General features: G+C 73.0%; 24 protein-coding genes. 14 read left to right on the top strand and 10 right to left on the bottom strand.

All coding sequences use genetic code 11. The features are described 5' to 3' along the window. Window positions 1-111 precede the first annotated feature (111 nt). Window positions 112-1395: a citrate synthase gene (locus JQX11_RS09285; RefSeq protein WP_204924561.1), complete on the top strand. Its 1284-nt coding sequence runs from the start codon at window positions 112-114 to the stop codon at window positions 1393-1395. Between the two features lie 68 nt (window positions 1396-1463). Here JQX11_RS09285 and JQX11_RS09280 read toward each other — a convergent pair whose 3' ends face one another. After that, window positions 1464-2870, bottom strand: a complete 1407-nt coding sequence (locus JQX11_RS09280; RefSeq protein ID WP_204924560.1) for a glycosyltransferase family 4 protein — start codon at window positions 2868-2870, stop codon at window positions 1464-1466. A gap of 324 nt (window positions 2871-3194) precedes the next feature. Here JQX11_RS09280 and glgX point away from each other — a divergent pair, with 324 nt between their 5' ends. From glgX to treZ, 3 genes are read left to right on the top strand one after another with little or no spacing between them, the layout of a single operon-like run. Beyond that, complete coding sequence (glgX, locus tag JQX11_RS09275) at window positions 3195-5315, top strand: glycogen debranching protein GlgX (RefSeq protein WP_204924559.1); 2121 nt, start codon at window positions 3195-3197, stop codon at window positions 5313-5315. A gap of 1 nt (window position 5316) precedes the next feature. After that, window positions 5317-7659: a malto-oligosyltrehalose synthase gene (gene treY / locus JQX11_RS09270; RefSeq protein ID WP_204924558.1), complete on the top strand. Its 2343-nt coding sequence runs from the start codon at window positions 5317-5319 to the stop codon at window positions 7657-7659. Beyond that, entirely contained in the window at window positions 7656-9389 is a 1734-nt protein-coding gene (gene treZ, locus JQX11_RS09265; RefSeq protein WP_204924557.1) for a malto-oligosyltrehalose trehalohydrolase, read from the top strand. The genes treY and treZ overlap by 4 nt, the downstream gene beginning before the upstream one ends. Window positions 9390-9632: 243 nt before the next feature. Here the strand turns inward: treZ and JQX11_RS09260 are convergent, their stop codons facing one another. Beyond that, the gene (locus tag JQX11_RS09260; RefSeq protein ID WP_204924556.1) at window positions 9633-9869 is read right to left on the bottom strand and encodes a GntR family transcriptional regulator; all 237 of its coding nucleotides are present in this window, start codon (window positions 9867-9869) and stop codon (window positions 9633-9635) included. Then, window positions 9866-10099, bottom strand: coding sequence for a GntR family transcriptional regulator (locus tag JQX11_RS09255; protein WP_204924555.1), 234 nt, complete (start codon window positions 10097-10099; stop codon window positions 9866-9868). The genes JQX11_RS09260 and JQX11_RS09255 overlap by 4 nt, the downstream gene beginning before the upstream one ends. A gap of 131 nt (window positions 10100-10230) precedes the next feature. Between JQX11_RS09255 and JQX11_RS32260 the strand changes: the two genes are divergently transcribed. Further along, window positions 10231-10431 (top strand): hypothetical protein, encoded by a 201-nt coding sequence (locus tag JQX11_RS32260; protein WP_232377476.1) that lies wholly within the window; start codon window positions 10231-10233, stop codon window positions 10429-10431. A 49-nt stretch (window positions 10432-10480) separates the two neighbouring features. Beyond that, on the top strand, window positions 10481-11605 hold the full coding sequence (locus tag JQX11_RS09250; protein WP_232377600.1) for a helix-turn-helix domain-containing protein: 1125 nt from the start codon (window positions 10481-10483) through the stop codon (window positions 11603-11605). Between the two features lie 67 nt (window positions 11606-11672). Here JQX11_RS09250 and JQX11_RS09245 read toward each other — a convergent pair whose 3' ends face one another. Beyond that, window positions 11673-13304 (bottom strand): cellulose-binding domain-containing protein, encoded by a 1632-nt coding sequence (locus JQX11_RS09245; protein WP_204924554.1) that lies wholly within the window; start codon window positions 13302-13304, stop codon window positions 11673-11675. Between the two features lie 365 nt (window positions 13305-13669). On the opposite strand from JQX11_RS09245, the gene JQX11_RS09240 reads away from it, so the two are divergent. The 4 genes from JQX11_RS09240 (at window position 13670) to JQX11_RS09225 (ending at window position 18217) form a co-directional block, all read left to right on the top strand. After that, the gene (locus tag JQX11_RS09240; protein ID WP_204924553.1) at window positions 13670-14599 is read left to right on the top strand and encodes a hypothetical protein; all 930 of its coding nucleotides are present in this window, start codon (window positions 13670-13672) and stop codon (window positions 14597-14599) included. 54 nt (window positions 14600-14653) lie between these two features. Beyond that, window positions 14654-15922 (top strand): sensor histidine kinase, encoded by a 1269-nt coding sequence (locus JQX11_RS09235; RefSeq protein ID WP_204924552.1) that lies wholly within the window; start codon window positions 14654-14656, stop codon window positions 15920-15922. Then, window positions 15919-16545: a response regulator transcription factor gene (locus tag JQX11_RS09230; protein ID WP_204924551.1), complete on the top strand. Its 627-nt coding sequence runs from the start codon at window positions 15919-15921 to the stop codon at window positions 16543-16545. The genes JQX11_RS09235 and JQX11_RS09230 overlap by 4 nt, the downstream gene beginning before the upstream one ends. A 124-nt stretch (window positions 16546-16669) precedes the next feature. Beyond that, on the top strand, window positions 16670-18217 hold the full coding sequence (locus JQX11_RS09225; protein WP_204924550.1) for a pentapeptide repeat-containing protein: 1548 nt from the start codon (window positions 16670-16672) through the stop codon (window positions 18215-18217). Between the two features lie 65 nt (window positions 18218-18282). Here the strand turns inward: JQX11_RS09225 and JQX11_RS09220 are convergent, their stop codons facing one another. Beyond that, a complete protein-coding gene (locus tag JQX11_RS09220; RefSeq protein ID WP_204924549.1) occupies window positions 18283-18774 on the bottom strand; it encodes an FBP domain-containing protein in 492 nt (163 codons plus the stop codon). Window positions 18775-18839: 65 nt separating this feature from the next. On the opposite strand from JQX11_RS09220, the gene JQX11_RS09215 reads away from it, so the two are divergent. After that, entirely contained in the window at window positions 18840-19394 is a 555-nt protein-coding gene (locus JQX11_RS09215; protein WP_232377475.1) for a TetR/AcrR family transcriptional regulator, read from the top strand. 9 nt (window positions 19395-19403) lie between these two features. On the opposite strand, the gene JQX11_RS09210 is transcribed toward JQX11_RS09215, so the two are convergent. From JQX11_RS09210 to JQX11_RS09195, 4 genes are read right to left on the bottom strand one after another with little or no spacing between them, the layout of a single operon-like run. Further along, window positions 19404-19568: a hypothetical protein gene (locus JQX11_RS09210; RefSeq protein WP_204924547.1), complete on the bottom strand. Its 165-nt coding sequence runs from the start codon at window positions 19566-19568 to the stop codon at window positions 19404-19406. Next, a complete protein-coding gene (locus JQX11_RS09205) occupies window positions 19565-19786 on the bottom strand; it encodes a helix-turn-helix domain-containing protein (RefSeq protein ID WP_088645242.1) in 222 nt (73 codons plus the stop codon). Before JQX11_RS09205 ends, JQX11_RS09210 begins: the two co-directional genes overlap by 4 nt. After that, window positions 19786-20265, bottom strand: coding sequence for a DUF2975 domain-containing protein (locus JQX11_RS09200; RefSeq protein ID WP_204924546.1), 480 nt, complete (start codon window positions 20263-20265; stop codon window positions 19786-19788). The genes JQX11_RS09205 and JQX11_RS09200 overlap by 1 nt, the downstream gene beginning before the upstream one ends. 31 nt (window positions 20266-20296) lie before the next feature. Beyond that, window positions 20297-21778 carry a glutamate-cysteine ligase family protein gene (locus JQX11_RS09195; RefSeq protein ID WP_204924545.1) on the bottom strand — a complete coding sequence of 494 codons (1482 nt, stop codon included), beginning with the start codon at window positions 21776-21778 and terminating at the stop codon, window positions 20297-20299. 163 nt (window positions 21779-21941) lie between these two features. Here JQX11_RS09195 and JQX11_RS09190 point away from each other — a divergent pair, with 163 nt between their 5' ends. Continuing rightward, entirely contained in the window at window positions 21942-22277 is a 336-nt protein-coding gene (locus tag JQX11_RS09190) for a DUF3817 domain-containing protein (protein WP_204924544.1), read from the top strand. A gap of 79 nt (window positions 22278-22356) precedes the next feature. Here the strand turns inward: JQX11_RS09190 and JQX11_RS09185 are convergent, their stop codons facing one another. Further along, window positions 22357-22899, bottom strand: coding sequence for a hypothetical protein (locus tag JQX11_RS09185; RefSeq protein WP_204924659.1), 543 nt, complete (start codon window positions 22897-22899; stop codon window positions 22357-22359). Between the two features lie 145 nt (window positions 22900-23044). Here JQX11_RS09185 and JQX11_RS09180 point away from each other — a divergent pair, with 145 nt between their 5' ends. Together JQX11_RS09180 and JQX11_RS09175 are read left to right on the top strand one after the other, a co-directional pair. Beyond that, a complete protein-coding gene (locus JQX11_RS09180; RefSeq protein WP_204924543.1) occupies window positions 23045-24163 on the top strand; it encodes a baeRF2 domain-containing protein in 1119 nt (372 codons plus the stop codon). Next, window positions 24156-25919, top strand: a complete 1764-nt coding sequence (locus JQX11_RS09175; RefSeq protein ID WP_204924542.1) for a thiamine pyrophosphate-binding protein — start codon at window positions 24156-24158, stop codon at window positions 25917-25919. Before JQX11_RS09180 ends, JQX11_RS09175 begins: the two co-directional genes overlap by 8 nt. Window positions 25920-25933: the final 14 nt, after the last annotated feature.

Here is a 25933-nt window from a genome sequence, read left to right as displayed (position 1 = left end):
GGGTGACGCATACCTCACCGCAGAACCACGGCGGGCGGTATCCCCGCGACCGCGATTACGGTAAAAGCGAAGGCAATTCAACGAAGATTCGCCGGCGAAGCGAGGAACCACATGACGGAAGTCAAGCTCGACCACCCCGGTGGGCAGCTTTCGATGCCGGTGCAGGGCGCGGTCGAGGGCCCTGCGGGCATCGGGGTCAGCAAGTTGCTCAAGGAAACCGGAATGACAACATACGACCCCGGTTTCGTGAACACCGCCTCCTGCTCTTCCGCGATCACCTACATCGACGGTGACGCGGGCATCCTGAGGTACCGCGGTTACCCGATCGACCAGCTGGCCGAGAAGTCCTCCTTCCTGGAGGTCTCGTACCTGCTCATCTACGGTGAGCTGCCGACCCAGCAGCAGCTGGGCGAGTTCAGCGAGCGGATCCGACGGCACTCCCTGCTGCACGAGGAGATGCGCCGGTTCTTCGACGGCTTCCCCCGGGACGCCCACCCGATGGCCGTGCTGTCCTCGGCGGTCAGCGCCATCTCCACCTTCTACCAGGACAGCCTGGACCCGTTCGACTCCGAGCACGTGGAGATGTCGACGGTCCGGCTGATGGCGAAGGTCCCCACCATCGCCTCGTACGCCTACAAGAAGTCCATCGGTCAGCCGCTGCTGTACCCGGACAACTCGCTGGGCTACGTGGACAACTTCCTACGGATGACCTTCGGCGTGCCCGCCGAGCCGTACGAGGTCGACCCGGTGGTGGCCCGGGTGCTGGACATGCTGTTCGTCCTGCACGCCGACCACGAGCAGAACTGCTCGACCTCCACCGTCCGGCTGGTCGGCTCCAGCAACGCCAACCTCTTCGCCTCGGTCTCGGCCGGGGTGAACGCCCTGTTCGGCCCGCTGCACGGCGGGGCGAACCAGGCCGTGCTGGAGATGCTGGAGAAGATCGACGCCGACGGCGGCGACGTCGCGTCCTTCGTCCGCAAGGTCAAGGACAAGCAGGACGGCGTGAAGCTGATGGGCTTCGGCCACCGGGTCTACAAGAACTACGACCCGCGGGCCGCCATCGTCAAGAAGGCCGCCCAGGACGTGCTCAACCGGATGGCCAAGCCGGACCCGCTGCTGGACCTGGCCATGCAGCTGGAGGAGATCGCGCTCGCCGACGACTTCTTCGTGTCCCGCCGGCTCTACCCGAACGTGGACTTCTACACCGGCCTGATCTACAAGGCCATGGGCTTCCCCACGAAGATGTTCACGGTGCTGTTCGCGCTCGGCCGGCTGCCCGGCTGGATCGCCCAGTGGCGCGAGATGATCAGCGACCCGGAGACGAAGATCGGCCGCCCCCGGCAGATCTACACCGGTGCGCCCGAGCGGGAGTTCACCGCGATCGCGCAGCGCTGACCCCGGTCACGACGAAGGCCGCCGACCCCGCTGGGGGTCGGCGGCCTTCGCGTGTCACGCCGGGCCGGTCAGCGCAGGCCGGCGGCGACGAGCAGGTTGCCCGCCGGGATCGGGGCGGTGACCCGGCCGGTCGCCATCCGCTGCTCGGCGCGCTGCGCGGTGAACGCGGCGTCCCCGGCGATCGCCGTGGCGTACGCCGTCGCGGTGCGCGCGGCGATCGCCGACCAGCCGTACTGCTCGTGGACCATGGCGCGGGCCCGACGGGCGAGCACCCGGGCACGCTCCCGGTCGGACAGCACCGCGTGCACGGCCTCGGTGAGGTCGGCCGGGTCCTCCGGGGCGAAGGTCACCCCGGTCACCCCCGGCTCGACGATCTCGGCCAGCCCGCCGGTCTCGGCGACCGCGAGCGGCGCGCCGGCCGCCGCTCCCTCCAGGGCGACCATCCCGAACGGCTCGTAGATGCTGGGCACCGCGAAGCAGTCCGAGGCGGCCATCACGGCCGGCAGGTCGGTGCCGCCGAGGAAGCCGGGCATGGCGACCGTGTCGCCCAGCCCGAGCCGGTGCACCTCGGCCTCCAGTTGGGCCTTGTACGGCCCGTCGCCGACGATCACGGCGCGCAGGCCGGGGTGCCGCTCGCGCAGCCGGGGCAGGCCGGCGAGCAGGTGCTGGACGCCCTTCTCATAGACCAGCCGGCCGGCGAAGGTGACCAGCGGGCCGTCCCCGGCGAACCGGGCGCGGGCCGAGGTGACCGCCGAGGCCGGCACCTTCCACCGGTGCGGCTCGACCCCGTTGGGCACCACGTCGACCCGGCCGATCGGCACGTCGAACAGCGCGTTGACCTCGTCGCGCATGTACCCGGAGCAGACGATCACCCGGCCGGACTCGGCGGCCAACCACTGCTCCACCCCGTGGATGGTGCGGTTCATCTCGCCCGGCAGCCAGCCCTGGTGCCGGCCGGCCTCGGTGGCGTGGATGGTGCTGACCAGCGGCACGTCCAGGTGGGCGCGCAGCGTCATGGCGGTGTGCGCGACGAGCCAGTCATGGGCGTGGATCACGTCGTACGCGCCGGACTCGGTGGCCCGCAGAGCGGCCCGGGTCAGGGTGTGGTTGAACGCCATCGTCCAGGCCAGCAACGAGTCGGTGGCCAGCGGGAAGGTCACCGGGTCCTCGGCCGCCCGGACGATCCGCACGCCGTCGGCGTACTCCTCCAGCGGCGCGCCGTCGGTGTGCCGGGTGACCACGGTGACCTCGTGCCCGGCGGCGGCCAGCGCCACCGACAGGGCGTGCACGTGCCGGCCGAGCCCGCCCACCAGCACCGGCGGATACTCCCAGGACAGCATCAGGATGCGCCGGGTGCGCGGGGGCACGCCGGAGCCGCCGCCCTGCTGGGGGACCGTGGGCCGGAAGGTGGGGGTGGGCCGGCAGGTCCGGTCCACAGCGGTCGCGAGCTGGTCGCTGACCCGCAGGGTGGTCACATCAATCTCCGTCCATGCGCACGCGATCACGCCGGCAGCGGTGACGGCGGGAGGGGGCGGTGGTGGGGTGGCCGAGGGCCGAGTGGTGACGTTCCCGCGTGGGCGCGTCGCGTCTAGCAAAGGGCATCGGGCGGCCCGGCGCATCTCGAAAGGGCCTATCGTGACGGACGACACCCGACGGTGCGTGTCCCCTCGGACGGGCGGATGTCGGACGTCGTCCGAACGGGTGGGTTGGCCGGACCGGCCGCGGGGCATTAGCGGCGTGCGCACCGGCGGTCTCCCGACCCGGCCGGTGTGCTCATGATCATGGGCCTAAGGAGCGACATGCAGGTCTGGCCGGGTGAGCGTTACCCCCTGGGCGCCACCTATGACGGGATGGGCACCAACTTCGCGATCTTCTCGGAGGTCGCCGAGAAGATCGAGTTGTGCCTCTTCGACGAGTGGGACATCGGCACCGAGCGGCGGGTGGAGCTGCGCGAGGTCGACGCCTACGTCTGGCACGCCTACATCCCCGGCGTCGAGCCCGGTCAGCGCTACGGCTTCCGGGTGCACGGGCCGTGGAACCCGGCCGAGGGACTGCGCTGCAACCCGCACAAGCTGTTGCTCGACCCGTACGCCAAGGCGGTCGACGGGGAGGTCAGCTGGAACCCGGCGGTCTACGACTACGAGCTGGGCGGCGACCCGGACCGGATGTCGCAGACCGACTCGGCCCCGTTCATGCCCAAGTCGGTGGTGGTGAACCCGTACTTCGACTGGGGCAACGACCGGCCGCCGCGCACCCCGTACCACCACTCGGTGATCTACGAGGCGCACGTGCGCGGGCTGACCATGCGCCACCCCGGCATCCCGGAGGAGCTGCGCGGCACCTACGCGGCGATCGCCTCCCCGGTGATGATCGACTACTTCCGGCAGCTCGGGGTGACCGCCATCGAGCTGATGCCGGTGCACGAGTTCGTGCACGACCACCGGCTGGCCGACCTGGGCCTGCGCAACTACTGGGGTTACAACAGCATCGGCTTCTTCGCCCCGCACCACGGCTACTCGGCGCTCGGTCGCCTCGGCCAGCAGGTGCAGGAGTTCCGGGGCATGGTCAAGGCGCTGCACGCCGCCGGGATCGAGGTCATCCTCGACGTGGTCTACAACCACACCGCCGAGGGCAACCACCTGGGGCCCACGCTGAGCTTCAAGGGCGTCGACGCGCCCAGCTACTACCGGCTGTCCGAAGAGGACCGCCGGTACTTCGTCGACTACACCGGCACCGGCAACAGCCTCAACGTGCGTAGCCCGCACTCGCTGCAGCTGATCATGGATTCGCTGCGGTACTGGGTGACCGAGATGCACGTCGACGGCTTCCGGTTCGACCTCGCCGCCACCCTGGCCCGCGAGTTCTACGAGGTCGACCGGCTGTCCACGTTCTTCGAGGTGGTGCAGCAGGACCCGGTGGTCAGCCAGGTCAAGCTGATCGCCGAGCCGTGGGACGTCGGCCCCGGCGGCTACCAGGTCGGCAACTTCCCGCCCCTGTGGACGGAGTGGAACGGCAAGTACCGCGACACGGTCCGTGACTTCTGGCGCGGCGAGCCGGCCACCCTGGCCGAGTTCGCCTCCCGCATCTCCGGCTCGGCCGACCTCTACCAGGACGACGGCCGCCGCCCCTTCCACAGCATCAACTTCGTCACCTGCCACGACGGATTCACCCTCAACGACCTGGTGTCCTACAACGACAAGCACAACGAGGCCAACGGGGAGGAGAACCGCGACGGCGAGGGCCACAACCGGTCGTGGAACTGCGGCGTCGAGGGGGAGACCGACGACCCCGGCGTCACCGCGCTGCGGGCCCGGCAACGACGCAACTTCCTGGCCACCCTGATGCTCTCCCAGGGCGTGCCGATGCTCGGCCACGGCGACGAGCTGGGCCGCACCCAACGCGGCAACAACAACGCCTACTGCCAGGACAGCGAGCTGGCCTGGGTGGACTGGGAGCACGCCGACGACGAGCTGCTCGACTTCGTCCGGCGGCTCACCGACTTCCGCAACCGGCACCAGGTGTTCCGCCGCCGCCGGTTCTTCACCGGCCTGCCGGTGGGGGGCCGCACCGCCGAGGCGGGGCTGCCGGACCTGGCCTGGTACACCCCCGACGGCCGGGAGATGACCGGCGAGGACTGGGGCAACGACTTCGGCCGCTCGGTGGCCCTGTTCGTCAACGGCGACGGCATCCCCGAGCGCGGCCAGTACGGCCAGCGGCACCGGGACTCCTCGTTCCTGCTCTGCTTCAACGCCCACGACGCGCCGCTGGACTTCACCCTGCCCGGCGAGGAGTTCGGCCAACGTTGGGAGCTGGTGATCAGCACCGCGGAACCGCAACCGGAGAAACCGACGGTGGTCGAGGCGGGCGGCGCGGTCTGCGTGCCGGACCGCTCCCTGGTGGTCCTGGAGAGGACGGTCTGACATGCCCGCACAGCCCCGACCCGACTCGACGGCGACGATCGGGTCGACCTACCGCGTCCAGGTCCGACCCGGGTTCGACCTCGACACCACCGCCGCGCTGGCCGACTGGCTCGCCGACCTGGGCGTCACCCACCTCTACACCGCGCCGCTGCTCACCGCCGCCCCCGGCTCCGCGCACGGCTACGACGTCGTCGACCACCGCGCCACCAACCCGGAACTTGGCGGGGAGGCCGGCCGGCAGCGGCTGGTCCGGGCGTTGCGGGCGGCCGGGCTGGGCCTGGTCGTCGACATCGTGCCCAACCACGCCGGGGTCGCCCAACCGGCGGCGAACCCGGCCTGGTGGGACGTGCTGCGCCGGGGCCGGGCGTCGGCGTACGCCGACTGGTTCGACATCGACTGGGAGCGGGGCCGGCTGCTGCTGCCGGTGCTCGCCGACACCCCCGACGCCGTCGACGACCTCAAGCTGGTCGACGGGGAGCTGCGCTACCACGAGCACCGGTTCCCGGTCGCCGACGGCACCGCCGACGGCAGCCCCCGCGAGGTGCACGACCGGCAGCACTACGAGCTGGTCTCCTGGCGGCGCGGCGACGCCGAGCTGACGTACCGCCGGTTCTTCGCCGTGTCCGACCTGGCCGGGCTGCGGGTGGAGGACCCGGCGGTCTTCGACGCCACCCACGCCGAGGTGCTGCGCTGGGTGGCCGCCGGTGAGGTCGACGGCATCCGGGTCGACCACCCCGACGGCCTGCGCGACCCGGCCGGCTACCTGGCCCGGTTGCGCGCCGCCGCCCCGGAGGCCTGGCTGGTGGTGGAGAAGATCCTGGAGTACGGCGAGGAGCTGCCGGACTGGCCGGTCGACGGCACCACCGGCTACGACGCGCTGGCCGCGGTCTGCGGGCTGTTCGTCGACGGGCGCGCCGAGGGCGACTTCACCGCCCTCGACGCCCGGCTCACCGGCCGGCACACCTCGTGGCAGGACCTCACCCACGCCACCAAGCTGGCGGCCGCCACCCGGCTGCTCGCCGCCGAGCTGGGCCGGCTCGCCGCCCTCGCCCCCGAGCTCGACCGGGACGCCACCCGGGCGGCCCTGGCGGAGCTGGCCGCCTGCTTCCCGGTCTACCGGGGTTACCCGCCGCACGGTGCCCGGCACCTGGCCGCCGCCCGCGCCGAGGCGGGCCGCCGCCGGCCCGACCTCACCGCCACCCTCGACGCGGTGACCGCGCTGCTGCGGCGTCCCGAACACGAGCTGGCCGCCCGGTTCCCGCAGCTCACCGGCGCGGTGATGGCCAAGGGGGTGGAGGACACCGCCTACTACCGGTGGAGCCGGTTCGTCGCGCTGAACGAGGTCGGCGGCTCGCCCGCCCACTTCGGGGTGCCGCCGGCGGAGTTCCACCGGTTCGCCGCCGCCCGGCAGGTCCGTTGGCCGGCCAGTATGACCACGCTGTCGACCCACGACACCAAGCGTGGTGAGGACGTCCGGGCCCGGCTCGCCGTGCTCGCCGAGCTGCCGGCACGTTGGGCGGAGCAGGTCGGCGCCTGGACGGCCCGTGCGCCGCTGTCCGATCCGGCGTTCGCCCACCTGGTGTGGCAGACCGCCGTGGGCGCCTGGCCGATCGACCGGGAGCGGCTGCACGCGTACGTGGAGAAGGCGGCCCGGGAGGCGTCGGTGTCGACGAGCTGGGCCGACCCCGACCCGACCTTCGAACGCGACCTGCACGCCCTGGTCGACCGGATGTACGACGACCCGCAACTGCACGCCGAGATCACCGGGTTCGTCGACCGGATCACCCCGGCCGGCTGGTCCAACGCGCTCGGGCAGAAGCTGGTGCAGCTCGCCATGCCCGGGGTGCCCGACACCTACCAGGGCACCGAGCTGTGGGAGAACTCCCTGGTCGACCCGGACAACCGCCGCCCGGTCGACTTCGCCGTACGCCGGGAGCTGCTGGCCCGGCTCGACGCCGGCTGGCAGCCGGCGGTGGCCGCCGACGGCGCGGCCAAGCTGCTGGTGGTCTCCCGCACGCTGCGGCTGCGCCGCGACCACCCGGAGCTGTTCGCCGGCTACCGGCCGGTGGCCGCGCACGGGCCGGCCGCCGCGCACGTGGTCGCCTTCGACCGGGGTGGTGTGATCGCGGCGGCCACCCGGCTTCCGGTGGGGCTGGCCCGCGACGGCGGCTGGCGCGACACCCGCCTGTCGATGCCCGGCAACAGTGTTACCGACGTGTTCACCGGACAGGTCTACAGTGGGTCTGAGCTGCTCCTTCATGATCTGCTGAACACCTATCCGGTGGCTCTGCTCGCGCCCACCGCCCTGCTGGCTCCCACCGACCCCGTGGAGGCTGCCGCATGACCGAGTTCACCGTCTGGGCGCCCGACGTCGCCCGGCTCCGGCTGCGCCTGCCCGGCGTCGCCGACCACGACATGCGGGCCGGACCGGACGGCTGGTGGCGGGTCGAGGTGCCCGACGCCGGCCCCGGCACCGACTACGCGTTCCTGCTCGACGACGAGGACACCCCGCTGCCCGACCCGCGCTCGGCGTGGCAGCCCGCCGGGGTGCACGGGCCGAGCCGGCGCTACGACCACGCCGCCTTCGCCTGGACCGACCAGGGCTGGACGGGCCGGCAGCTGCCCGGCAGCATCCTCTACGAGCTGCACGTCGGCACGTTCACCCCGGAGGGCACCTTCGACGCGGCGATCGACCGCCTCGACCACCTGGTCGACCTCGGCGTCGACCTGATCGAGCTGCTCCCGGTCAACGCGTTCAACGGCGAGCACAACTGGGGCTACGACGGGGTCTGCTGGTTCGCCCCGCACGAACCCTACGGCGGGCCGGACGGGCTGAAACGGCTGGTGGACGCCGCCCACGCCAAGGGTCTGGGGGTGATCCTCGACGTCGTCTACAACCATTTCGGGCCCTCCGGGGCCTACGCGCCGAGCTTCGCGCCCTATCTGAGCGAGCAGAGCAACCCGTGGGGTCGCACGGTCAACCTGGACGGCCCGCACTCCGACGGGGTACGCCGCTACATCATCGACTCGGTGCTGATGTGGCTGCGCGACTACCACGTCGACGGCCTGCGGCTCGACGCCGTGCACGCGATGCCCGACTCCCGGGCCACCCACGTGCTGGAACAGGTGGCGGTCGAGGTGGAGTCACTCGCCACCCACCTGGGCCGGCCGCTGTCGCTGATCGCCGAGTCCGACCTCAACGACCCCCGGCTGATCACCGCCCGGGAGGCCGGCGGTTACGGCCTGCACGCGCAGTGGAACGACGACGCCCACCACGCCCTGCACACCCTGCTCACCGGGGAACGGCAGGGCTACTACGGCGACTTCGGCTCGCTGGAGTGCCTGACCGACGTGCTGACCGGGGCGTTCTTCCACGCCGGCACCTGGTCCAGCTTCCGTAACCGCACCCACGGCCGCCCGGTGGACCGGCACACCGTCCCCGGGCACCGGTTCGTGGCATACCTGCAGAACCACGACCAGGTCGGCAACCGCGCCACCGGCGACCGGATCTCCGCCGGGTTGTCGCCCGCGCTGCTGCGGGTCGGGGCGATGCTGCTGCTGACCGCGCCGTTCACCCCGATGCTGTTCATGGGGGAGGAGTGGGCGGCCAGCACCCCGTGGCAGTTCTTCACCAGTCACCCGGAGCCGGAGCTGGCGGCGGCGGTGGCCACCGGCCGGCGGCGGGAGTTCGCCGCGCACGGCTGGCCGCCCGGCGAGGTGCCCGACCCGCAGGACCCGCAGACCTTCCTACGCTCCCGGCTCGACTGGGCCGAGCTGGACAAACCCGAACACCGCGAGATGTACGAGTTCTACCGGCGGCTGATCGCGCTGCGCAAGAGCCGGGCCGACCTGTCCGACCCCCGCCTGCACCGGATGGAGGTACGCCACGGCGACCAGTTCCTGGTGGTCCGCCGGGGCGAGTGCCTGGTGGTGGCGAACCTCGCCGGCCGGCCGCAGCGGGTCACCCTGCCCGGGGTGGCCCGTCGGGTGCTGCTCACCACCGGGGAGGGTGTCACGGTGATGCGTGACCGGGTGGAGCTGCCGGCGGAGACGGCGGCGATCGTGGCGCTCTGACCGCGGCGGCGTTTCGCGGCCCGGTCCCGTGTCGGGCGCGCGTGGTGTTCGGCCTGGTGTCGGCTGCCTGTCCCGCGACCGGTCGTCACGCTGGGTCACAGGCGCGGCGGATCGCAATACGGGTGGGAGGGGTATTCCTGTCAGGCATATTTATGCCTGTGTGTCATAAGCCTGAGTGCACACATGTGCTCCCCAGGCCCGACCTCGTGCCGGCGACGAGCCCCCGCAGCGTAGGCGGTCCGCTCAGGACCCTTCGAACAGCTTCCCGGTCACGTATGTGCCCTTGCCTTGTCGCCCCTGAAGCTCCCCGGTGATCTGGAGATGCTCGATCGCCCGCCGCACCGTGCCGATGGAGCAGTCGTACTGCTGGGCGAGTTCAGGCAGTGAGGGGAGCTTGTCGCCCTCCTTCAGTTGCCCCGAGGCGATCGACTTCCGGATGTCGTTGATGACCACCCGGAAGGTCGGGACGTAGCCGTTCACGAGCGATCGACGACGTAGGTGCCACGACCGGTGAAGGTCACCACCAGTCCTCGGTCGCGCAACAGCCTGATGGCGGCCCGTACGGTGCCCCTGCTGACGCCGTACTCCTGTTGAAGGTGACTTTCGCTGGGAAGCGGCTGGCGGGGCTTGAGTCTGCCCGCGTCGATCTCCTTGGTGAGGAGGTCTGCGAGCTGAACGTAGAACGCCACCGGAGACATCTCGTCAACCATGCGCGGACCTTATGGATAGCCAGCCCGACCATGAGCGTCAAGTACGGGCAACCCGTATAGGACGGGCTGTACAGGTAAGACAGGTTGGCTTACCCTGGGTGAGTCTCCGTAAACCTGCGCGAGGGAGTGGCATGCCCTGGTGGAAGTGGTACCAGCGTCCGGTGGATTCGGGTGGGGAAGGCGTCAGCCGGGCGGATCGCGGCGAACAGCTCGATGAGGCCGAGCGGGAGGCGGCCCGCCGTCGACTGCTCGCGCAGGCCGAGGCGGAGCGGATACCCGTGGCGGACACGACCCGTGCCGTGCCGGATCGGCGGTGGCGGCGTGGGCGGTGACGACCTTCCGGTCGGGCGGCGGGTGGCGCGCTGGCGGGTGCGCCGTCGGATGAGCCAGCAGGTCTTCGCCGACCGGCTCGGCAAGTCGAAGAGTTGGGTGGACAAGGTCGAACGTGGGGTCCGCACGCTGGACCGGTACTCGGTGATCCAGGAGATCGCCGAGGTGCTGGGGGTCGATCCGGCGCTGCTGCTCGGCACCCGGCTGCCGTCGTCGGGCCAGATCGCCGAGCTGGACGGGGTGGACGGGCTGCGCGCCGCCCTCGCCCGCTACGACCACACGGCGGCCGTGGTGCCGTCGGCGGTCCTGGAACGGCACGTCGCACACGCCTGGCTGACCTACCAGCACGGGCACTACGCGCAGGTGGTGCGGGCGCTGCCGGGGTTGCTCGACGCCACCAGCAGCCGGCACGCGACAGCACCCGGGGGAGCGGCGGAACTGCTGGTGCAGACGTACCGGATCACCTCGGCGGTGCTGGTGAAGCTCGGTGAGGCCGACCTCGGGTGGTTGGCCGCCGACCGGGCGGTGGCCGTGGCCGGCGACGACCCGGCGCTGGCCGGGACGGCGGCGGTGGCGGTCGGGCAGGCGCTGCGTGCGCTGGGCCGTGGGCGGTTGGCGCTCGCGGTGACGGTGACGGCCGCGCGCCGGGTCGCCCCGAGGCCGGTACGCGACGCTCCGGCGGCACGGCAGGCGCTCTGCGGGACGTTGCTGCTCCAGGCCGCTCTGGCCGCTGCCGAGCACGGTGACCTCCGCCGGGCCGACGAGTTGATCGACCTGGCCGCCGGTATCGCCGCCCGGGTCGGGGCCGGCGACGACCCGCACCACTGTGGTTTCGGGCCGGTCGCCGTCGAGCTGGCCCGGATGGTGGCGGCGATCGAGGTGGGCGACGCCGGCGAGGCGGTCCACCGGCACGAGCAGGTGGTCCGTCGGGATGGCTGGCGGCTCCTGCCGGCCGAGTACCGCGCTGCCGGCCTGGTCGATGCCGCGCGGGCGTACCTCCAGGTCGGCGACCTGTTCGGGGCCGGTCGGGTGCTGATCGAGGCGGACGGCATCGCGCCGGCCGAGGTGCGGTGTCGACCGGTGGCCCGTACGGTGATCGCCGAACTGGCCCGGGGGCGACCGACGGTGGCCGGCGTCGCGCGACTGGCCACGCTGGTCGGCCTCACCCCGCGCTGAACATGAGTTGCCTTCAGGGGTGGCCCGGCCGGTCCGACCGGCCGGGCCACCACCCCGAGAAAGGCGGTTACAGGGTGACCTGCCGGCCGCCGAGGGTCACCACGAGCCGCCCGTCGCTGGCGAAGGACCATCCGATGGCCCCGGTGTACGACGCACAACGCGAGCCGTTGCTGCCGGTCCAGAACTGGTTGGAGCTGTCGCTGTTGCCGACGATCTTGTCGTTCGAACCGCTGCCGCTGCGGCACGAGGTGTTGCTCCGGAACACCGAGCTGCCGCCGTCGAACGAGAAGTTGCGCTCGGTGTTGTCGATGCCGAGGTTGTTCGAGACGGTCATCGTGCCGAGGTTGCGGTTGTAGGTGAAGCCGTGCTTGCCGTTGCGGAAGGCGATGTTGCGCCGCACGATGTGGTTGACGCCGATGTCCTCGCCGCCGAGCTTGTAGCCGTTGCGGTCACCGTTGCCGTTCTGCGTGCCGTTGCTGAGCGTCCCGTTGTTGTAGGCCAGGGAGTCCTCGATGGTCACCGGGCCGATCGGGCCGGTGTCGGTCTTGGTGTAGAGGTCCCACCCGTCGTCGATGTTGTTGTGCGACACCGCGTACCGGAAGATGTTGCCGGTGCCGACGGTGAGTTTCGCGGCGAAGCCGTCGGCGTCCTCACCGTCGGAGTCGGCGTTGTCGTGCGACTCGGCGCTGAGCACCAGGTTGTTGGCCGGCCACTGGTCGCGGGGCGTACTGGAGGCGATCCGGGAGAGCTGGAGGCCGCTGTCCCGGTTGAACCGGGTCACCGTCCGCTCGATGATGTTGTTGCTGCCGCCGACGAAGATCCCGTTGTCGCCGGCCCGCTCCACGATCAGGCCCTGGACGTGCCAGTACGACCCGTTCAGCGCCAGCCCCCGGTTGGCCGGGTCCTCGCTCATCGCCGAGAAGTTCAGCACCGGCTTCTCGCCGGGGTAGGCGAACAGCTTCTTGCGGGCGCTGGCGGTGCCGTTGTTGCCCGGCTCGATGGTGACGGTCTGCGCGAGCTGGTAGGTCCCGGCCCGCACGTAGATCGTCCCGCCGGCGGGGATGCGGGTGATGGCGGCGGCGAGGGTGGTCGGGTTCGCCTGGGTGCCGGCCGCGCCGGCGCTGCCGTTGGTCGCCACGTACAGGGTGCTGCCGCTCGGCGGCGGGGTCGTGGGTGGCGGGGTGGTCGGCGGGGGCGTGGTGGGCGGCGGGGTGGTCGGGGGTGCGGTGGTCGGGGGCGGCGTGGTGGGTGGCGTCGTCGGGGGCGCGGTGGTGGGGGTGGTGCCGCCGCAGGCCACCCCGTTGACCGCGAAACCCGTCGGGGTCGGGTTGCTGCCGGTCCAGGTGCCGTTGAAGCCGAACGTGACCGTGCCGTTGGTGCCGACGGTGCCGTTGTAGTCGGCGTTCGCCGCGCTGACGGTGTCGCCGCTCTGGCTGAACGTGGCGTTCCAGCCCTGGTCGACGCGCTGCCCGGCGGTGAACGACCAGGTGGCCGCCCAGGAGCTGATCGGGTCACCGAGGTTGGTGAGGGTGACGCTCGCGGTGAAGCCGCCGGACCACTGGCTGGCCACCGTGTAGTCGACCCGGCAGCCGGCGGCGGCCTGGGCCGCGTTCGCGGTGACCACCGCGCCGGCGGTGGTGAGCGCAGTCGCGGTGACCGCGGAGATCCACCACGCCGTACGGCGCTGGCGAAGGATCATGGTTCTCTCCTGTGGATGTGGTGAGGGAGCCCGCGCGCAGGATCGGCGACACCGGTGCCCGGCGGGGGCGGGGCGGGCGGGCCCGCCCTACAGGCCCGTCACGGGAGGGATCGCTCGCGCCGGATCAGCCCGGATCGTCGGACGCGAGGTGTTGCCGGCGGGAAGACCGGGGTCGTTCCCGACGCGCTGACCAGTCAGTTCCAATAGGTAAGCGCTTTCTTTGCACGGTACTGACCGTTCTCGATGCCGTCAATCAGGCGGCGGTCCGCCTCCACCCTGGGGAGGAGGCGGCCTCCGACCGGAGGCCGCGACCGGGCCCCCTGGTCGGACGCGGTCGGGCCGCCCGCCGACGAACGTCTACAGGCATGACTGACGTGATGTCCCGGGCGGCCCGACGGCACCGCCCCCTGGTTCTGCTCACCGCCGCGATGGCGGTGCTCGCCGTGGTCACCGCCGTCGGCATGCTCGCCGATCCACGGGTGCTCACCGGCGCGCCGATCTGGCTCAAGCCGTTCAAGTTCTCGGTGTCCTTCGCGCTCTACGCGGCCACCCTCGCCTGGATGCTGGCCCAGCTGCCCCGCCGCAGCCGGGTCGGGGAGTGGGCGGCCGGCGTGGTGGTGGCCACCGCCCTGATCGAGATGGTGGTGATCGTCGGACAGGTGCTGCGCGGCACGACCAGCCACTACAACGAGACCAGCCCGTTCAACGCCGCGCTCTGGCAGGTGATGGGCGCGGCCGTCATGGTGCTGTTCGTCGCGCACGTCGTCGTCGCCGTCACCCTGCTGGTACGGCGGGCCGGGGACCGGGCCACCCGGTGGGCGATGGGATTCGGGCTCGGCGTGTCCGCGTTGGGCATGCTGGTGGCGGTGCCGATGACCCAGCCCGGCCAGGCACCGGCCGACGCCGGGATCAGCGGGGCGCACAGCGTCGGGGTGCCCGACGGCGGGCCGGGGCTGCCGATCCTCGGCTGGAGCACCACCGGGGGCGACCTGCGGATCGGGCACTTCGTCGGGCTGCACGCCCTGCAGGCGCTGCCGATCCTGGCCTTCCTGCTGCGCCGCTACCTGGGCGGCTGGCTCGACGAGCGGGACCGGGTCCGGCTGCTGGCCGTCGCGGGCACCGGGTACGGCGTACTCACGCTGCTGTTGACCTGGCAGGCGCTGCGCGGGCAGCCGCTGCTGCGGCCGGACCTGACCACGCTGGCCGCGCTGGCCGCCCTGCTGGCCGCGACCGCGCTCGCCGTGGCGGCGGTGGTGGCGTCCCGGCGTCGCCCGGAACTGGCGCTGGCCGCGTGACCACCACCCACCCGGCGGGCCCCGCGCCGGCCCCCGTTCCGTAGGCTGACCGGCGTGGCCTGGCTGGGACGGCTGTTCGACACGCGGGACACGCTGGTACGGATGGTCCTGCTCGACCTCAGCGGCCTGTGCTACCTCCTGTTCGGCAGCAAGACCGGTCAGCCGCCGACGGGCCGGCAGTGGGCGCTCGCGGTGGCCGCCTTCGCCGTCGCGCTGCTGGCCCACCGCCGGCCGCTGCTCAACCTGACGGCGCAGACGGCGCTCCTGGCCGCGGCGATCGTCGTCCTCGACGACACCACGATCAACCAGGTCGGGGCGAGCTGGGCTCTGCTGGAGCTGACCATGCGGTCCCGACGTCCCCGTACCGGCTGGTGGGCGGCCGTGGGGTTGACCGTGGTCGCCGCGTTCGACCCGTCCGGGCACACCGGCCGGGGGGTCGCCGGCACGGTGTTCGGGCTGCTGGTGGACGTCGGCCTGCCGCTGCTGATCGGCACCGTGGTGCGGACCAACCGGGAACTCGGCCGGCAGGCCGACGAACGGGACCGGGCCGAGCACCTGCACCGCGAGTCGGAGCAGCGGGCGGCACGCGCCGACGAACGCAGCGCCATCGCCCGGGAGTTGCACGACGTGGTGGCCCACCACGTGGCCTCGATGGTGCTGCGCGTCGGCGTGGCCCGGCACGTCCTCACCGACCTCGACCCCCGGGTGGGTGCCGTCTTCGACGACGTGCACGCCACCGGGACGGCGGCGCTGGCGGACCTGCGTGGGCTGGTCGCGGTGCTGCGGGATCCCGAGGTGGCACACGGCGACGCGACGTTGACCGCGATCGAGCCGTCGGCGCTGCCGGCCGCGCTCGGGGCGGCGGTCGACCGGGCCCGGCAGGCCGGGGTGACGGTGGGGGCGGACGTCGCCCCGGCGGTGGGCACCCTCGACGCGGTACGCGGGCTGGCGGTGCTGCGGTTGACCCAGGAGGCACTGACCAACGTGGTGAAGCACGCCGGAACGTCCGCGCGGGCGCGGCTGACCGTGTCGGTTGTCGACGACGCCGTGCACTGGGAGGTGGCCGACGACGGGCGGGGCTGGGCACCGACGGCGGTGCCGCCCGGTGGGGGACACGGCCTCACCGGCATGCGGGAACGGGTCGAGGTGCTCGGCGGGCGGCTGGACGCCGGCCCCGCCGGCACCGGGTGGCGGGTCCGCACGGTGCTGCCCGCCGTGGCGTCGACCGACGCCGGCCCGTCCCCGGCCGCCGGCCCACCCCCGCGCGGGACGACCACCCCGCCGCCCGGTTCGGGCGGCCCGTACCCGGCGCGGCGGTCGTGATCCGGGTGCTGCTGGTCGACGACCAGCACCTCATCCGCGCGGGCCTGCGCATGCTCTGTGACGCGCAGCCGGACATCGAGGTGGTCGGCGAGGCCGACAACGGCCGCGACGCGGTCACCCTGGCCGCCCGGCTCGTCCCCGACGTGGTGGTGATGGACCTGCGGATGCCCGGCGTCGACGGGATCACCGCGACCGGCCGCATCCTCGCCGACCGGCCGGCGACGCGGGTGCTGGTGCTGACCACGTTCGGCGACGACGACCACCTCTATCCCGCGCTCACCGCCGGGGCCTGCGGGTTCCTGCTCAAGGACGCCCCGCCCGGCGACCTGGTCGACGGGGTGCGCCGGGCCGCCGCCGGGGGTAGCCCGTTCAGCGAGGAGGTGCTGCAACGGCTGGTCCGGCGGGCGGTGCACGCCCGCGCCGAGCCGCCCCGGCCGGTGGCCGGGCTGACCGCCCGCGAACAGGACGTGCTCACCCTGGTGGCCGAGGGGCTGTCGAACACCGAGATCGCCGACCGGCTGCACATCGGCGTGACCACGGTCAAGACCCACATCACCAGCCTGATGACCAAGACGGACAGCCCGAACCGGGTACGCCTGGCGCTGTTCGCCCGGGGCGGCTGACCGCACACGCCCGCGCCGCCCGCCCGGGGCGGGCGTCGGTCGGCCCGGCTATCCTGCGCGACGCCGGGGCGTCCCCGGCGGGCTCGGGTGGGAGGTCGGGGTGACGGTCGGGGAGTCGGACCCGGTGGCGTTTCAGGGAGCCGTCCGCGCGGTGGCGCAGGAGACGGGCACGGGCCGCATCGCCGCCCTGCGTGACCTCGGTGAGCTGGTGGCCGGGAGTCCCGGGCTGCGCCCCGGGGCGGTCGCGGCGCTCGCCGACGGGCTGCGGGCACCGGTGGGGGCCGACGGGTGGGACGCCGACGCCCGGCGGGAGGCGGGCCGGGTGCTGGCCACGCTGCTGCGCCCGGCGGCGCAGACCCCGGCCGGGTCGGCGGACCCGGCCGTCGACCCGGAACCGCCGCCCGCCGTCGACCTCGACCTGCGGGCGGCCACCCTGGTGGATCTCGACCTCGCAGGCGCGGTGCTGGGTGCGGCCCGGTTCGCCGACGCCCGGTTCCTCGGGGCCACCTCGTTCGCCGACGTCCGGTTCACCGGTGTCGCCGACTTCGCCCGCGCCGTCTGGCGCGGCCCGGTCCGGTTCACCCGGGCCCGGTTCCTCGACCATGCCGCATTCGGTCGGGCCCGGTTCCGCGCCGACGCCGACTTCACCGAGGCCCGGTTCGCCGCGTTCGCCTGGTTCGGTCGGGGTGAGGACGAGCTGTGGGAGGACGACCCGGCCTGGGAGAACATCGAGGAGACCTCGCCCGCCCCCTGGGACGAGCCGAACGAGGACGACCCGCACTGGCCGGTCGCCGTGCTGATGGGTGACTACCAGGAGTGGAGCGAGGGCGGCGACGGCACCCGGTTCGTCGGGCCGGTGTCGTTCCGGCAGGCCCGGTTCGCCGGTCCGGCCTGGTTCTTCAAGGCGCGGTTCGCCGCCGCCGCGTCGTTCCGGTCGGCCCGGTTCGCCGGTCCGGTCCACCTCGACCAGCCCACCGTGGACCTCGCCGGCGCGACCTGGGTCGACACTGCCGACGACGGCCCGGTGTGCTGGCCGCTGGGCTGGACGCCGGCATCGGCCGGGCTGGACGGGGCGCAGCTGGTGCCCGACGACTCCGTCCGGCCGTACGCGGGCCAGCTCGCCGACGCCGACCCGGACGTGCGCCGGGCCGGGCTGGCGGTCCTCGCCGACCTCGGCGATGCCCGCCCGGAGCTGCGACAACGGGTGGTGGACACGATCTGCGGCTACCTGCGGATGCCCCTGTCGTTCGATCTGGCCGCCGCCCGCACCGACGGGCAGGCCGCCGAGCTGGAGCTACGGCGCACCGCCCAGCGGCTGCTCGCGGCGCGGCTGCGTCCGTCGACGCCCGCCCCGGGCGGGCCGCCGCACTGGGCGGGGATGGACCTCATGCTCTGCGGGGCCACCCTGGTCGATCTCGACCTCGGCGGTTGCCACGTCGGCCACGCCGATTTCACCGGCGTCCAGTTCCACGGCGACACCAGGTTCGCGGGGAGCGTCTTCACCGGTGCAGCCTTCCGGCTCGCCAGCGGCGACGGGCGGGCGTCGTTCCACGGCCCGGTCAGCTTCGCCGGGGCGCGGCTCGACGGTCGGCGCGGTGTGCGCGAGGTCCTCGGCGAGGTGTCGGGTCGGGCCGGAACAGTGCTCGACGAGGCGGTGTCACCCCCGGGGTGAGCGTCGTCGCGTAGCCCGGTGCGCAGCGGGCCGGTTGTCGTGCGGTCGCGTCGTCCCCGTCGGGGTCAGCCGGTCACCCGGGCGACGAACGCGGCGACGTTCGTCGTCAGCCGCTGGACCTTCTCGGCCGTGGTGAGCGACTCCTGCATCCGGGCACCGGGGCCGGGGTCCTTGCGTCCGCGTACGTAGAGCGGGCAGGCGAGGTCGGTACAGAGGTAGGTGCCGACCGAGTTGCCCTGCTGCCCGGCTTTGCCGGCCCTCGGCGCGACCATCAGGCTGACGCCACCGGCGGGGGAGGTCAGGCAGATCGCGCACAGGCCGCGCGGCGGCTGCCGGGTGGTCGGGGTGGGGCAGCGCAGCACCAGGGCGGTCCGCCGGCCGTCCACCTCGGTGACCAGGTAGGCGCGGTCGGGGGCGCGGGGGTCGCGCCAGCCGAGGTAGTCCAGCTCGGGCCAGGGGCGGTCGGCCAGGTCGCGGGGGACGTACAGCCGCCTGCTCTCACCTTTGGTGCAGTTGACGAACGCGGACCGGATCTCCTGCTCGGTCAGTGGTTCCATGACGGCAACGGTAATTTGCCTAAACTCTTTAGGCAAACCCATAATGAGTTATGGCACGTGCGGGCTTGACCACCGACCGACTCACCCGGGCCGGCGCGGAGCTGGCCGACGAGGTCGGCTTCGACCGGGTGACCCTCTCGGCGCTCGCCCGCCGCTTCGACGTGCAGGTCGCGAGCCTCTACGCACACGTGCGCAACTCCCAGGATCTGCGGACCCGGATCGCCCTGCTCGCCCTCGACGAGCTGGCCGTCCGGGCCGCCGACGCGCTCGCCGGGCGGGCCGGCCGGGACGCGCTGGCCGCCCTCGGCGGCGTCTACCGCGACTACGCCCGCGCGCACCCGGGCCGGTGGGCCGCCGCCCAGCTCAGGCTCGACCCGGCCACCGCCGCCGCCAGCGCCGGCAGTCGGCACGCCGAGCTGACCCGGGCCATCCTGCGCGGCTACGACCTGCGCGAACCCGACCAGACCCACGCGGTACGGCTGCTAGGCAGCGTCTTCAACGGCTACGTCAACCTCGAACTGGGCGGCAGCTTCGACCACAGCGCCCCCGACACCGGGCAGAGCTGGACCCGGGTCCTCGACGCCCTCGACGCCCTGCTGCGCCACTGGCCGGCACCCTGAACCCCGGCGCTAGCGTCGGGCCCGCAGGACCCGTACACCGATGGCGACCGCGCCGATGACCAGCAGTCCGCCCAGCAGTTGGAGCCCGGGGGAGTCGTCGGACTCGCCGAGCACGACGCCGGCCACCCCGGCGGTCAGGAGCACGGCGGCGGCGAGGGCGAGCAGGTGCCTCACGGCGTCGGCTCCCCGTCGTCGACGAATTCGAGCAGGTCGCCCGGCTGGCAGTCGAGCACCCGGCAGATCGCCTCCAGCGTGCTGAACCGCACCGCCTTGGCCCGGCCGTTCTTCAGCACGGCCACGTTCGCCGGGGTCAGCCCGACCCGCTCGGCGAACTCACCGACGCTCATCTTGCGTTTGGCCAGCTCGACGTCGATGCGTACGACGATGGGCATCAGATCACCGCTTCCATGTCGGAGCGCAGCGTGGTGGCCTGGCGCAGCAGCGCCCGCATCACCACCATCAGCAGTCCGAGCACGGTGGCCCCGACGGACAGCAGGAACAGCAGCATCGGCAGGCCGGGGTCGTCGGCGTGGAACCCGACGTAGAGGAACACGCCCACCAGCGTCAGCCAGCCGGCGGCGACCGCCCAGACGATGGCGTCCACCCAGACCAGCGCGGGTTCGCTGAAGATCCGGTCGTTGCGGACCAGGGTGAGCAGCCGCCAGGTGGCGACGATCACCACCTGGACGCAGAGCACCCAGAACACCGTCACGGCGGTGGCCGGCCAGCGCAGGTACGCCTGCTCGGGTGCTTCGCGCGCCAGGTGGGCGAACTGGCCGGGCAGCGACATGGTCTGGAACAGCACCAGCACCGCGAACAGGACCACGAGAAAGACTCTGAGGGCGGTGACCGCCCAGCGTGCCGTCGTCATGTATCGACTATCGCTCGCAACCTATCGAAAGTCAATCGGTTACCGGCCACTCGTGGACCGGCAGGTTGCTGTGCATCAGCTCGACGTACTGGCGGACCACCTCGCGCAACGCCTCCGGCCGGTCGAGATGGTCGGCCGACTCCAGCCGGTGCAACGTCGCCACCTGCCAGCTCGCTCCGTTGCGCCCGGTCAGGCAGCGCTGCTCGATGATGCCCAGCAGCCGGTCACGTTCGGCCGGGTCCACCCCCCACCGGTCCAACCCCTGGTGGGCCAACGGGAGCAGCCGGCGCAGCACCAGCTCGGTCGCCGGCAGGTAACCCAGCCCCGGCCAGTACACCTGCGCGTCGATGCCGTGCCGGGCGCCGCTGGTGAAGTTCTCCTCCGCCGCGCTGAACGACATCTGCGACCACAGTGGCCGGTCGGACTCTGCCAGCGCCCGGACCAGCCCGAAATAGAAGGCGCCGTTGGCGATCGTGTCCACCACCGTCGGCCCGGCCGGCAGCACCCGGTTCTCCACCCGCAGGTGCGGACGGCCCTTCCACACGTCGTACACCGGGCGGTTCCAGCGGTAGATGGTGCCGTTGTGCAACCGCAGCTCGGCCAGCCGGGGCACGCCACCGGCGGCCAGCGTCTGCGCCGGGTCCTCCGGGTCGCACACCGGCAGCAGCGCCGGGAAGTACCGCACGTTCTCCTCGAACAGGTCGAACACGCTGGTGATCCACCGCTCCCCGAACCAGACCCGTGGCCGTACCCCCTGGGCCTTGATCTCCTCGGAGCGGGTGTCGGTGGCCTGCTGGAACAGCGGCACCCGGGTCTCGCGCCACAGCTCCCGGCCGAAGAACAACGGCGAGTTCGCGCCCAGCGCCACCTGGACCCCGGCGATCGCCTGGGCGGCGTTCCAGTAGCCGGCGAAGTCGGCCGGGCTGACCTGGAGGTGGAACTGTGTGCTGGTGCAGGCCGCCTCCGGGGTGATGGTGTCGGCCGTGGTCGCCAGCCGCTCCACCCCGGTGATCGCGATCCGCAGGTCCTCGCCCCGGGCGGCGAAGATCTGCTCGTTGAGCAGCGCGTAGCGCGGGTTCGCCGACAGCGCCCCGGCGGTCAGGTGCCCCGGCTCCAGGGTGGGCAGGATGCCGATCATCACCATGTGGGCGTCGACCGTGCGGGCCTTCTCCTCCGCGGCGTTCAGACTGGCCCGTACGTGAGACTCGAACTCGGCCGTACCGGTGCCGACGAGCCGCCGGGGCGCGACGTTGATCTCCACGTTGAACTGGCCCAGCTCGGTCTGGAAACTGGGATCGGCGACGGCGGCGAGCACGTCGGCGTTGCGCATCGTCGGCCGGGAGTCGTCGTCGACCAGGTTCAGCTCGATCTCCAGGCCGGTCATCGGCCGCTCCACGTCGAACCGGGACTCCCGCAGCATCTCGGCGAAGACGTCCAGACACCGGCGGACCTTCTCCCGGTAGCGGGCCCGGTCCTCCCGACTGAACGTGCGCGCTCCGACTTCCTCGCCCATGGCCACCGCCCTGTCACCGTTGGTCCCGACAAACCTCGCACGTCCCCGGCGAACCGGGAAGACCCGAAGGACCCCTTAGGTACCCACCGGCGACCCGGGTGATCCCCGTCGCCCGCCGCCCGTCGCGGGACGTGCGGCGACGGTGGCTGGATAGCATGGCGCGATGCGCGAGAAGACGACCCGGCTGTTCGTGGCGGCGGCGATCGCCGAGGCCTGCTCCTGGCTGGCCCTGCTGGTCGGCATGGCGGTCAAGTACGGCCCGCCGGGCAACGAGATCGGCGTGCAGGTCTTCGGGCCGGTCCACGGCGCGCTCTTCGTCGCGTACGGCCTGCTGGTGCTCGCCGTGGCCCGGCTGCACCGGTGGTCGCTCGGGGTCACCTTCGTGGCCCTGGTCTGCGCGGTGCCGCCGTTCGCCACCCTGCTCTTCGAACGCTGGGCGGCCCGCCGGGGCCTGCTGCGCAGCACCGCGCCGCAGCGCCCGCTGACCCCGGTCGGCTGACCGCCCCGGGTGGCCCACGGCCGCCCGCCGCCGGCCCGGCCCCGGACCGTCGGGTCGGGTGGCGGCCGGCCGGGTGGCGTCAGGTGAGCACCACGGCGGCGGCGACCAGCAGCACCAGCACCGCGCCCAGCACCGCCTGGATCAGCAGCGGCGGGCCCAGGTGGCTCCACACCGTGGCGGTACGCGGGGTGAGCACCTGCGCGGTGGTCAGGTTGACGATCCGTTCGATGCGCGGCGGCAGGTCGACGTCCTGCGGGCGCAGGGTGAGCTGCACCCAGTCGGACGGGTGCACGGCGCTCTGCGCCAGGTGCCCGTGCAGCTCCACCTCGTAGAGCTGGCCGTTGTCGTCGCGCAGCCGGACCGGGGTGACCAGGAACTCCGGCCCCTTCTTCAGGTCCTTCCAGGTGCGGCGGGTGCCGCCGCCGCCGTGCGAGAGCGCCGCCCGCACCAGCAGCACCAGCAGGCCCGCCACGCTCGCCGCGGTCAGCACCGCCACCAGCACCGGCTGGCCGATCCTGACCTCGCGGGTGTAGCCGTCCATGAACCGGACCACCCGCCCGGTGAATATCCGCTGCGTGGGGCGTATCACCCGATTGCGGAGATCGCTGTCCATGTTCACCACCGAGAGTCCCGTTCCGTTCACTGATGGTATCCGTCTTCCGGGTCGAATGACATGAATGAACCGGCGGTCACGTCACCCGGCCCGGTCGAGGTGACATCCCCGGCGGCGCGGGTAAGCGGGCGGCCGAGCCGGAAAGGGGTCGAGCATGCAGCTGTCCTTCCTGCACCAGCTCTACGACCGTCCCGGGCCGTGGTGCTCGGTCTACCTGGACGCCTCCCGGGACACCCAGGACGCGCGTCCGGCGCTGGACCTGCGCTGGCGGGGCCTGGCCGGGCAACTCGCCGCCGACGGCGCGGACGAGCCGACCATCGCGGCGCTGGACCGGGTGGTCCGCGGCCACGACCCGCTGCCGGGCGACTACGGACTCGCCGCGTTCGCCACCCGGGGCCGGGTGGTGCTCGCCGAGTACCTCGCCGCGCCGCCCCTGCGTGACCTGGCCGCGTACGCCCCGCTGCCGCACGTCATGCCGTTGCTCGCCCAACGCGGGGAACAGGTCGCCTGGGTCCGGGTGCTCGCCGACCGGACCGGCGCGGACGCGGTCGCGGTCAGCGCCGGCGGGGTGCCCCGACGGGCCCACGTCACCGGCCGGCAGAGCTACCCGCTGCGCCGGGTGCAGCCCGGCGGCTGGTCCCAGTCCCGCTACCAGCGGGCCGCGATGGAGGCCTGGCACCACAACGCCGGGGACGCCGCCGCGGCCACCGCCGAACTGGCCGACCGGGTCGGCGCGGACGTGGTCGTGGTCGCCGGGGACGTCCGGGCCACCGGGATGATCGCCGCCCAGCTACCGGCCCGCTGGCAGGACGTGGTGGTCCGCACCGACGCCGGCTCCCGGGCCGGCGGCGCCGACCCGGCGGCGATGGACGACATCACCGTGCAGACCATCGCCGAGGTCGCCGACCAGCACGTCACCGCCACGCTGGACCGGTTCGGCACCCAGGAGGACGTGGGCGCCGGGCTGGACGCCGTGGTGGCGGCCCTGCAACGCAACCAGGTCGACACCATGCTGTTGGTCGACGACCCGTCGGCCGTCGGCGAGCTGTGGATCGGACCCCGGGCCACCGACATCGCCACCGCACCCGACCAGCTCGCCGCCGTGTCCGACCCGCAACGGGTCCGGGCCGACGCGGCCCTGGTCCGGGCGCTGGTCGGTACCGACGCCGACCTGACCGTCCTCGGCCCCGACGAGGCACCCGACCTGGCCGACGGTGTCGGCGCGGTGCTGCGCTACGTCGACCCGGCCACCCCGGGACGCGACCGTGGCTGACCGCACGGTCGCGCACCTGGTGGTGGAGCGGCTGCGGGCCTGGCGGGTGCCCCGCGCCTTCGGCTGCCCGGGGGAGGCGATCGCCCCCGTGGTCGAGGCGCTGGACGCGGCGGGCGGGGACCCGGAGTTCGTCCCCGCCCGGCACGAGGAGAGCGCCGCCTTCATGGCCACCGGGCACGCCAAGTTCACCGGCGGCATCGGGGTCTGCCTGGCCACCCAGGGCCCCAGCGCGGTGCACCTGCTCAACGGCCTGTACGACGCGAAGCTGGACAGCAAACCGGTGGTGGCGATCGTCGGCGAGGACGTCACCGGGCCGCTCGGCGAGGTGCACGAGGAGATCGGACTGACCCGGCTCTTCGGCGACGTGTGCCACCAGTTCGTCCGCTACGGGCGTACCCCGGAACAGGTGCCGGCCCTGCTCGACCAGGCGTTCCGGACGGCCGCGGCGACCCGTAGCCCGACCTGTGTGGTGCTGCCCCGGGCGTTGCAGGAGGCGGCCGTGCCGCAGCTTCAACCGCACGCGGCCGGGGTGCTCACCGCGACGCCCGGGGAACCGCTGGCCCGGGTACTGCCGCACCAGGCGGACCTGGACGCCGCCGCGACGCTGCTCACCGTCGGCCACCGGGTGGCGATCCTGGTCGGGCAGGGCGGCCGGGGCGCGGCGGACCAGATCGTGGCGCTGGCCGACCGGCTGGGTGCCGGGGTGGCCGCCTCGCTGCTGGGCAAGCCGGTGCTCGACGAGCGGCTGCCGTTCCACACCGGGGTGCTCGGCGAGGTCGGTTCCACGGCCGCCGCGCAGCTCATGGGCGGCGCGGACACCCTGCTGATGGTGGGCACGAACGACCCGTGGACCGACTACCTCCCGATGCCCGGCCAGGCCCGCACCATCCAGATCGACATCGACGGGCGACGCATCGGCACCCGGTACCCGGTGGACGTGCCGCTGGTCGGCGACGCCACCGAAACCCTGCGCGCGCTGCTGGGCCAGGTCGCCGACCGCCCCGACCGGCAGTGGCGGGCCACCGTCGAGGGCGCCGTCGACAGGTGGCGCGCGGAGGCCGCCGGGCACGCCGCCGCGCCGGCCGAACCGGTCAACCCGCAACTGGTCCTGCGGGAGCTGTCGGCCCGGCTGCCGTACGCCGCTTCGGTCGCCGTCGACGTCGGTTCGGTGCTCTCCTGGTACGCCCGCCACCTGCAACTGCCGCCCGGGGTCGACGCGCAGCTCTGCGGTGCCCTCGGCTCACTCGGCTGCGCCCTGCCGTACGCGCTCGCCGCGAAGCTCGCCCGCCCGGACGTCCCGGTGCTCGCCCTGCTCGGCGACGCCGCGATGCAGCTCAACGGGCTCGCCGAGCTGATCACCGTGGCCCACCGCTGGCAGGACTGGGCCGATCCCCGGCTGGTGGTGCTGGTGCTCAACAACCGCGACCACTCCGGGCTCGGCGACGGCCGCTGGACGCCGGGCGTGGCCGGTCGGCGCGCCGACGTGCCGTACGCCGGCTGGGCCCGACTGCTCGGCCTGCACGGCGTCCGGGTGGACCGGCCGGAGCTGGTGGGTGCCGCCTGGGACGAGGCGCTGGCCGCCGACCGGCCGTGTGTGCTGGAGGCGGTGGTGGACCCGGCGGTGGCCCCGACCGCGCCGGAGCCGGCCCTGGCCGACCTGCGGAGTCTCTTCGCCGACGGGCACGCCACCCGACGCATCCGGGACCGGATGATGGCGGCCGAGCGGCAGATCGTCGAGGCCGAGGACCTCGTTTAGCGCCGCAGCCCCAG

Source organism: Micromonospora humida (assembly GCF_016901255.1).
Taxonomy (GTDB): domain Bacteria; phylum Actinomycetota; class Actinomycetes; order Mycobacteriales; family Micromonosporaceae; genus Micromonospora; species Micromonospora wenchangensis.
This window is presented reverse-complemented; position numbering and strand designations above follow the sequence as displayed.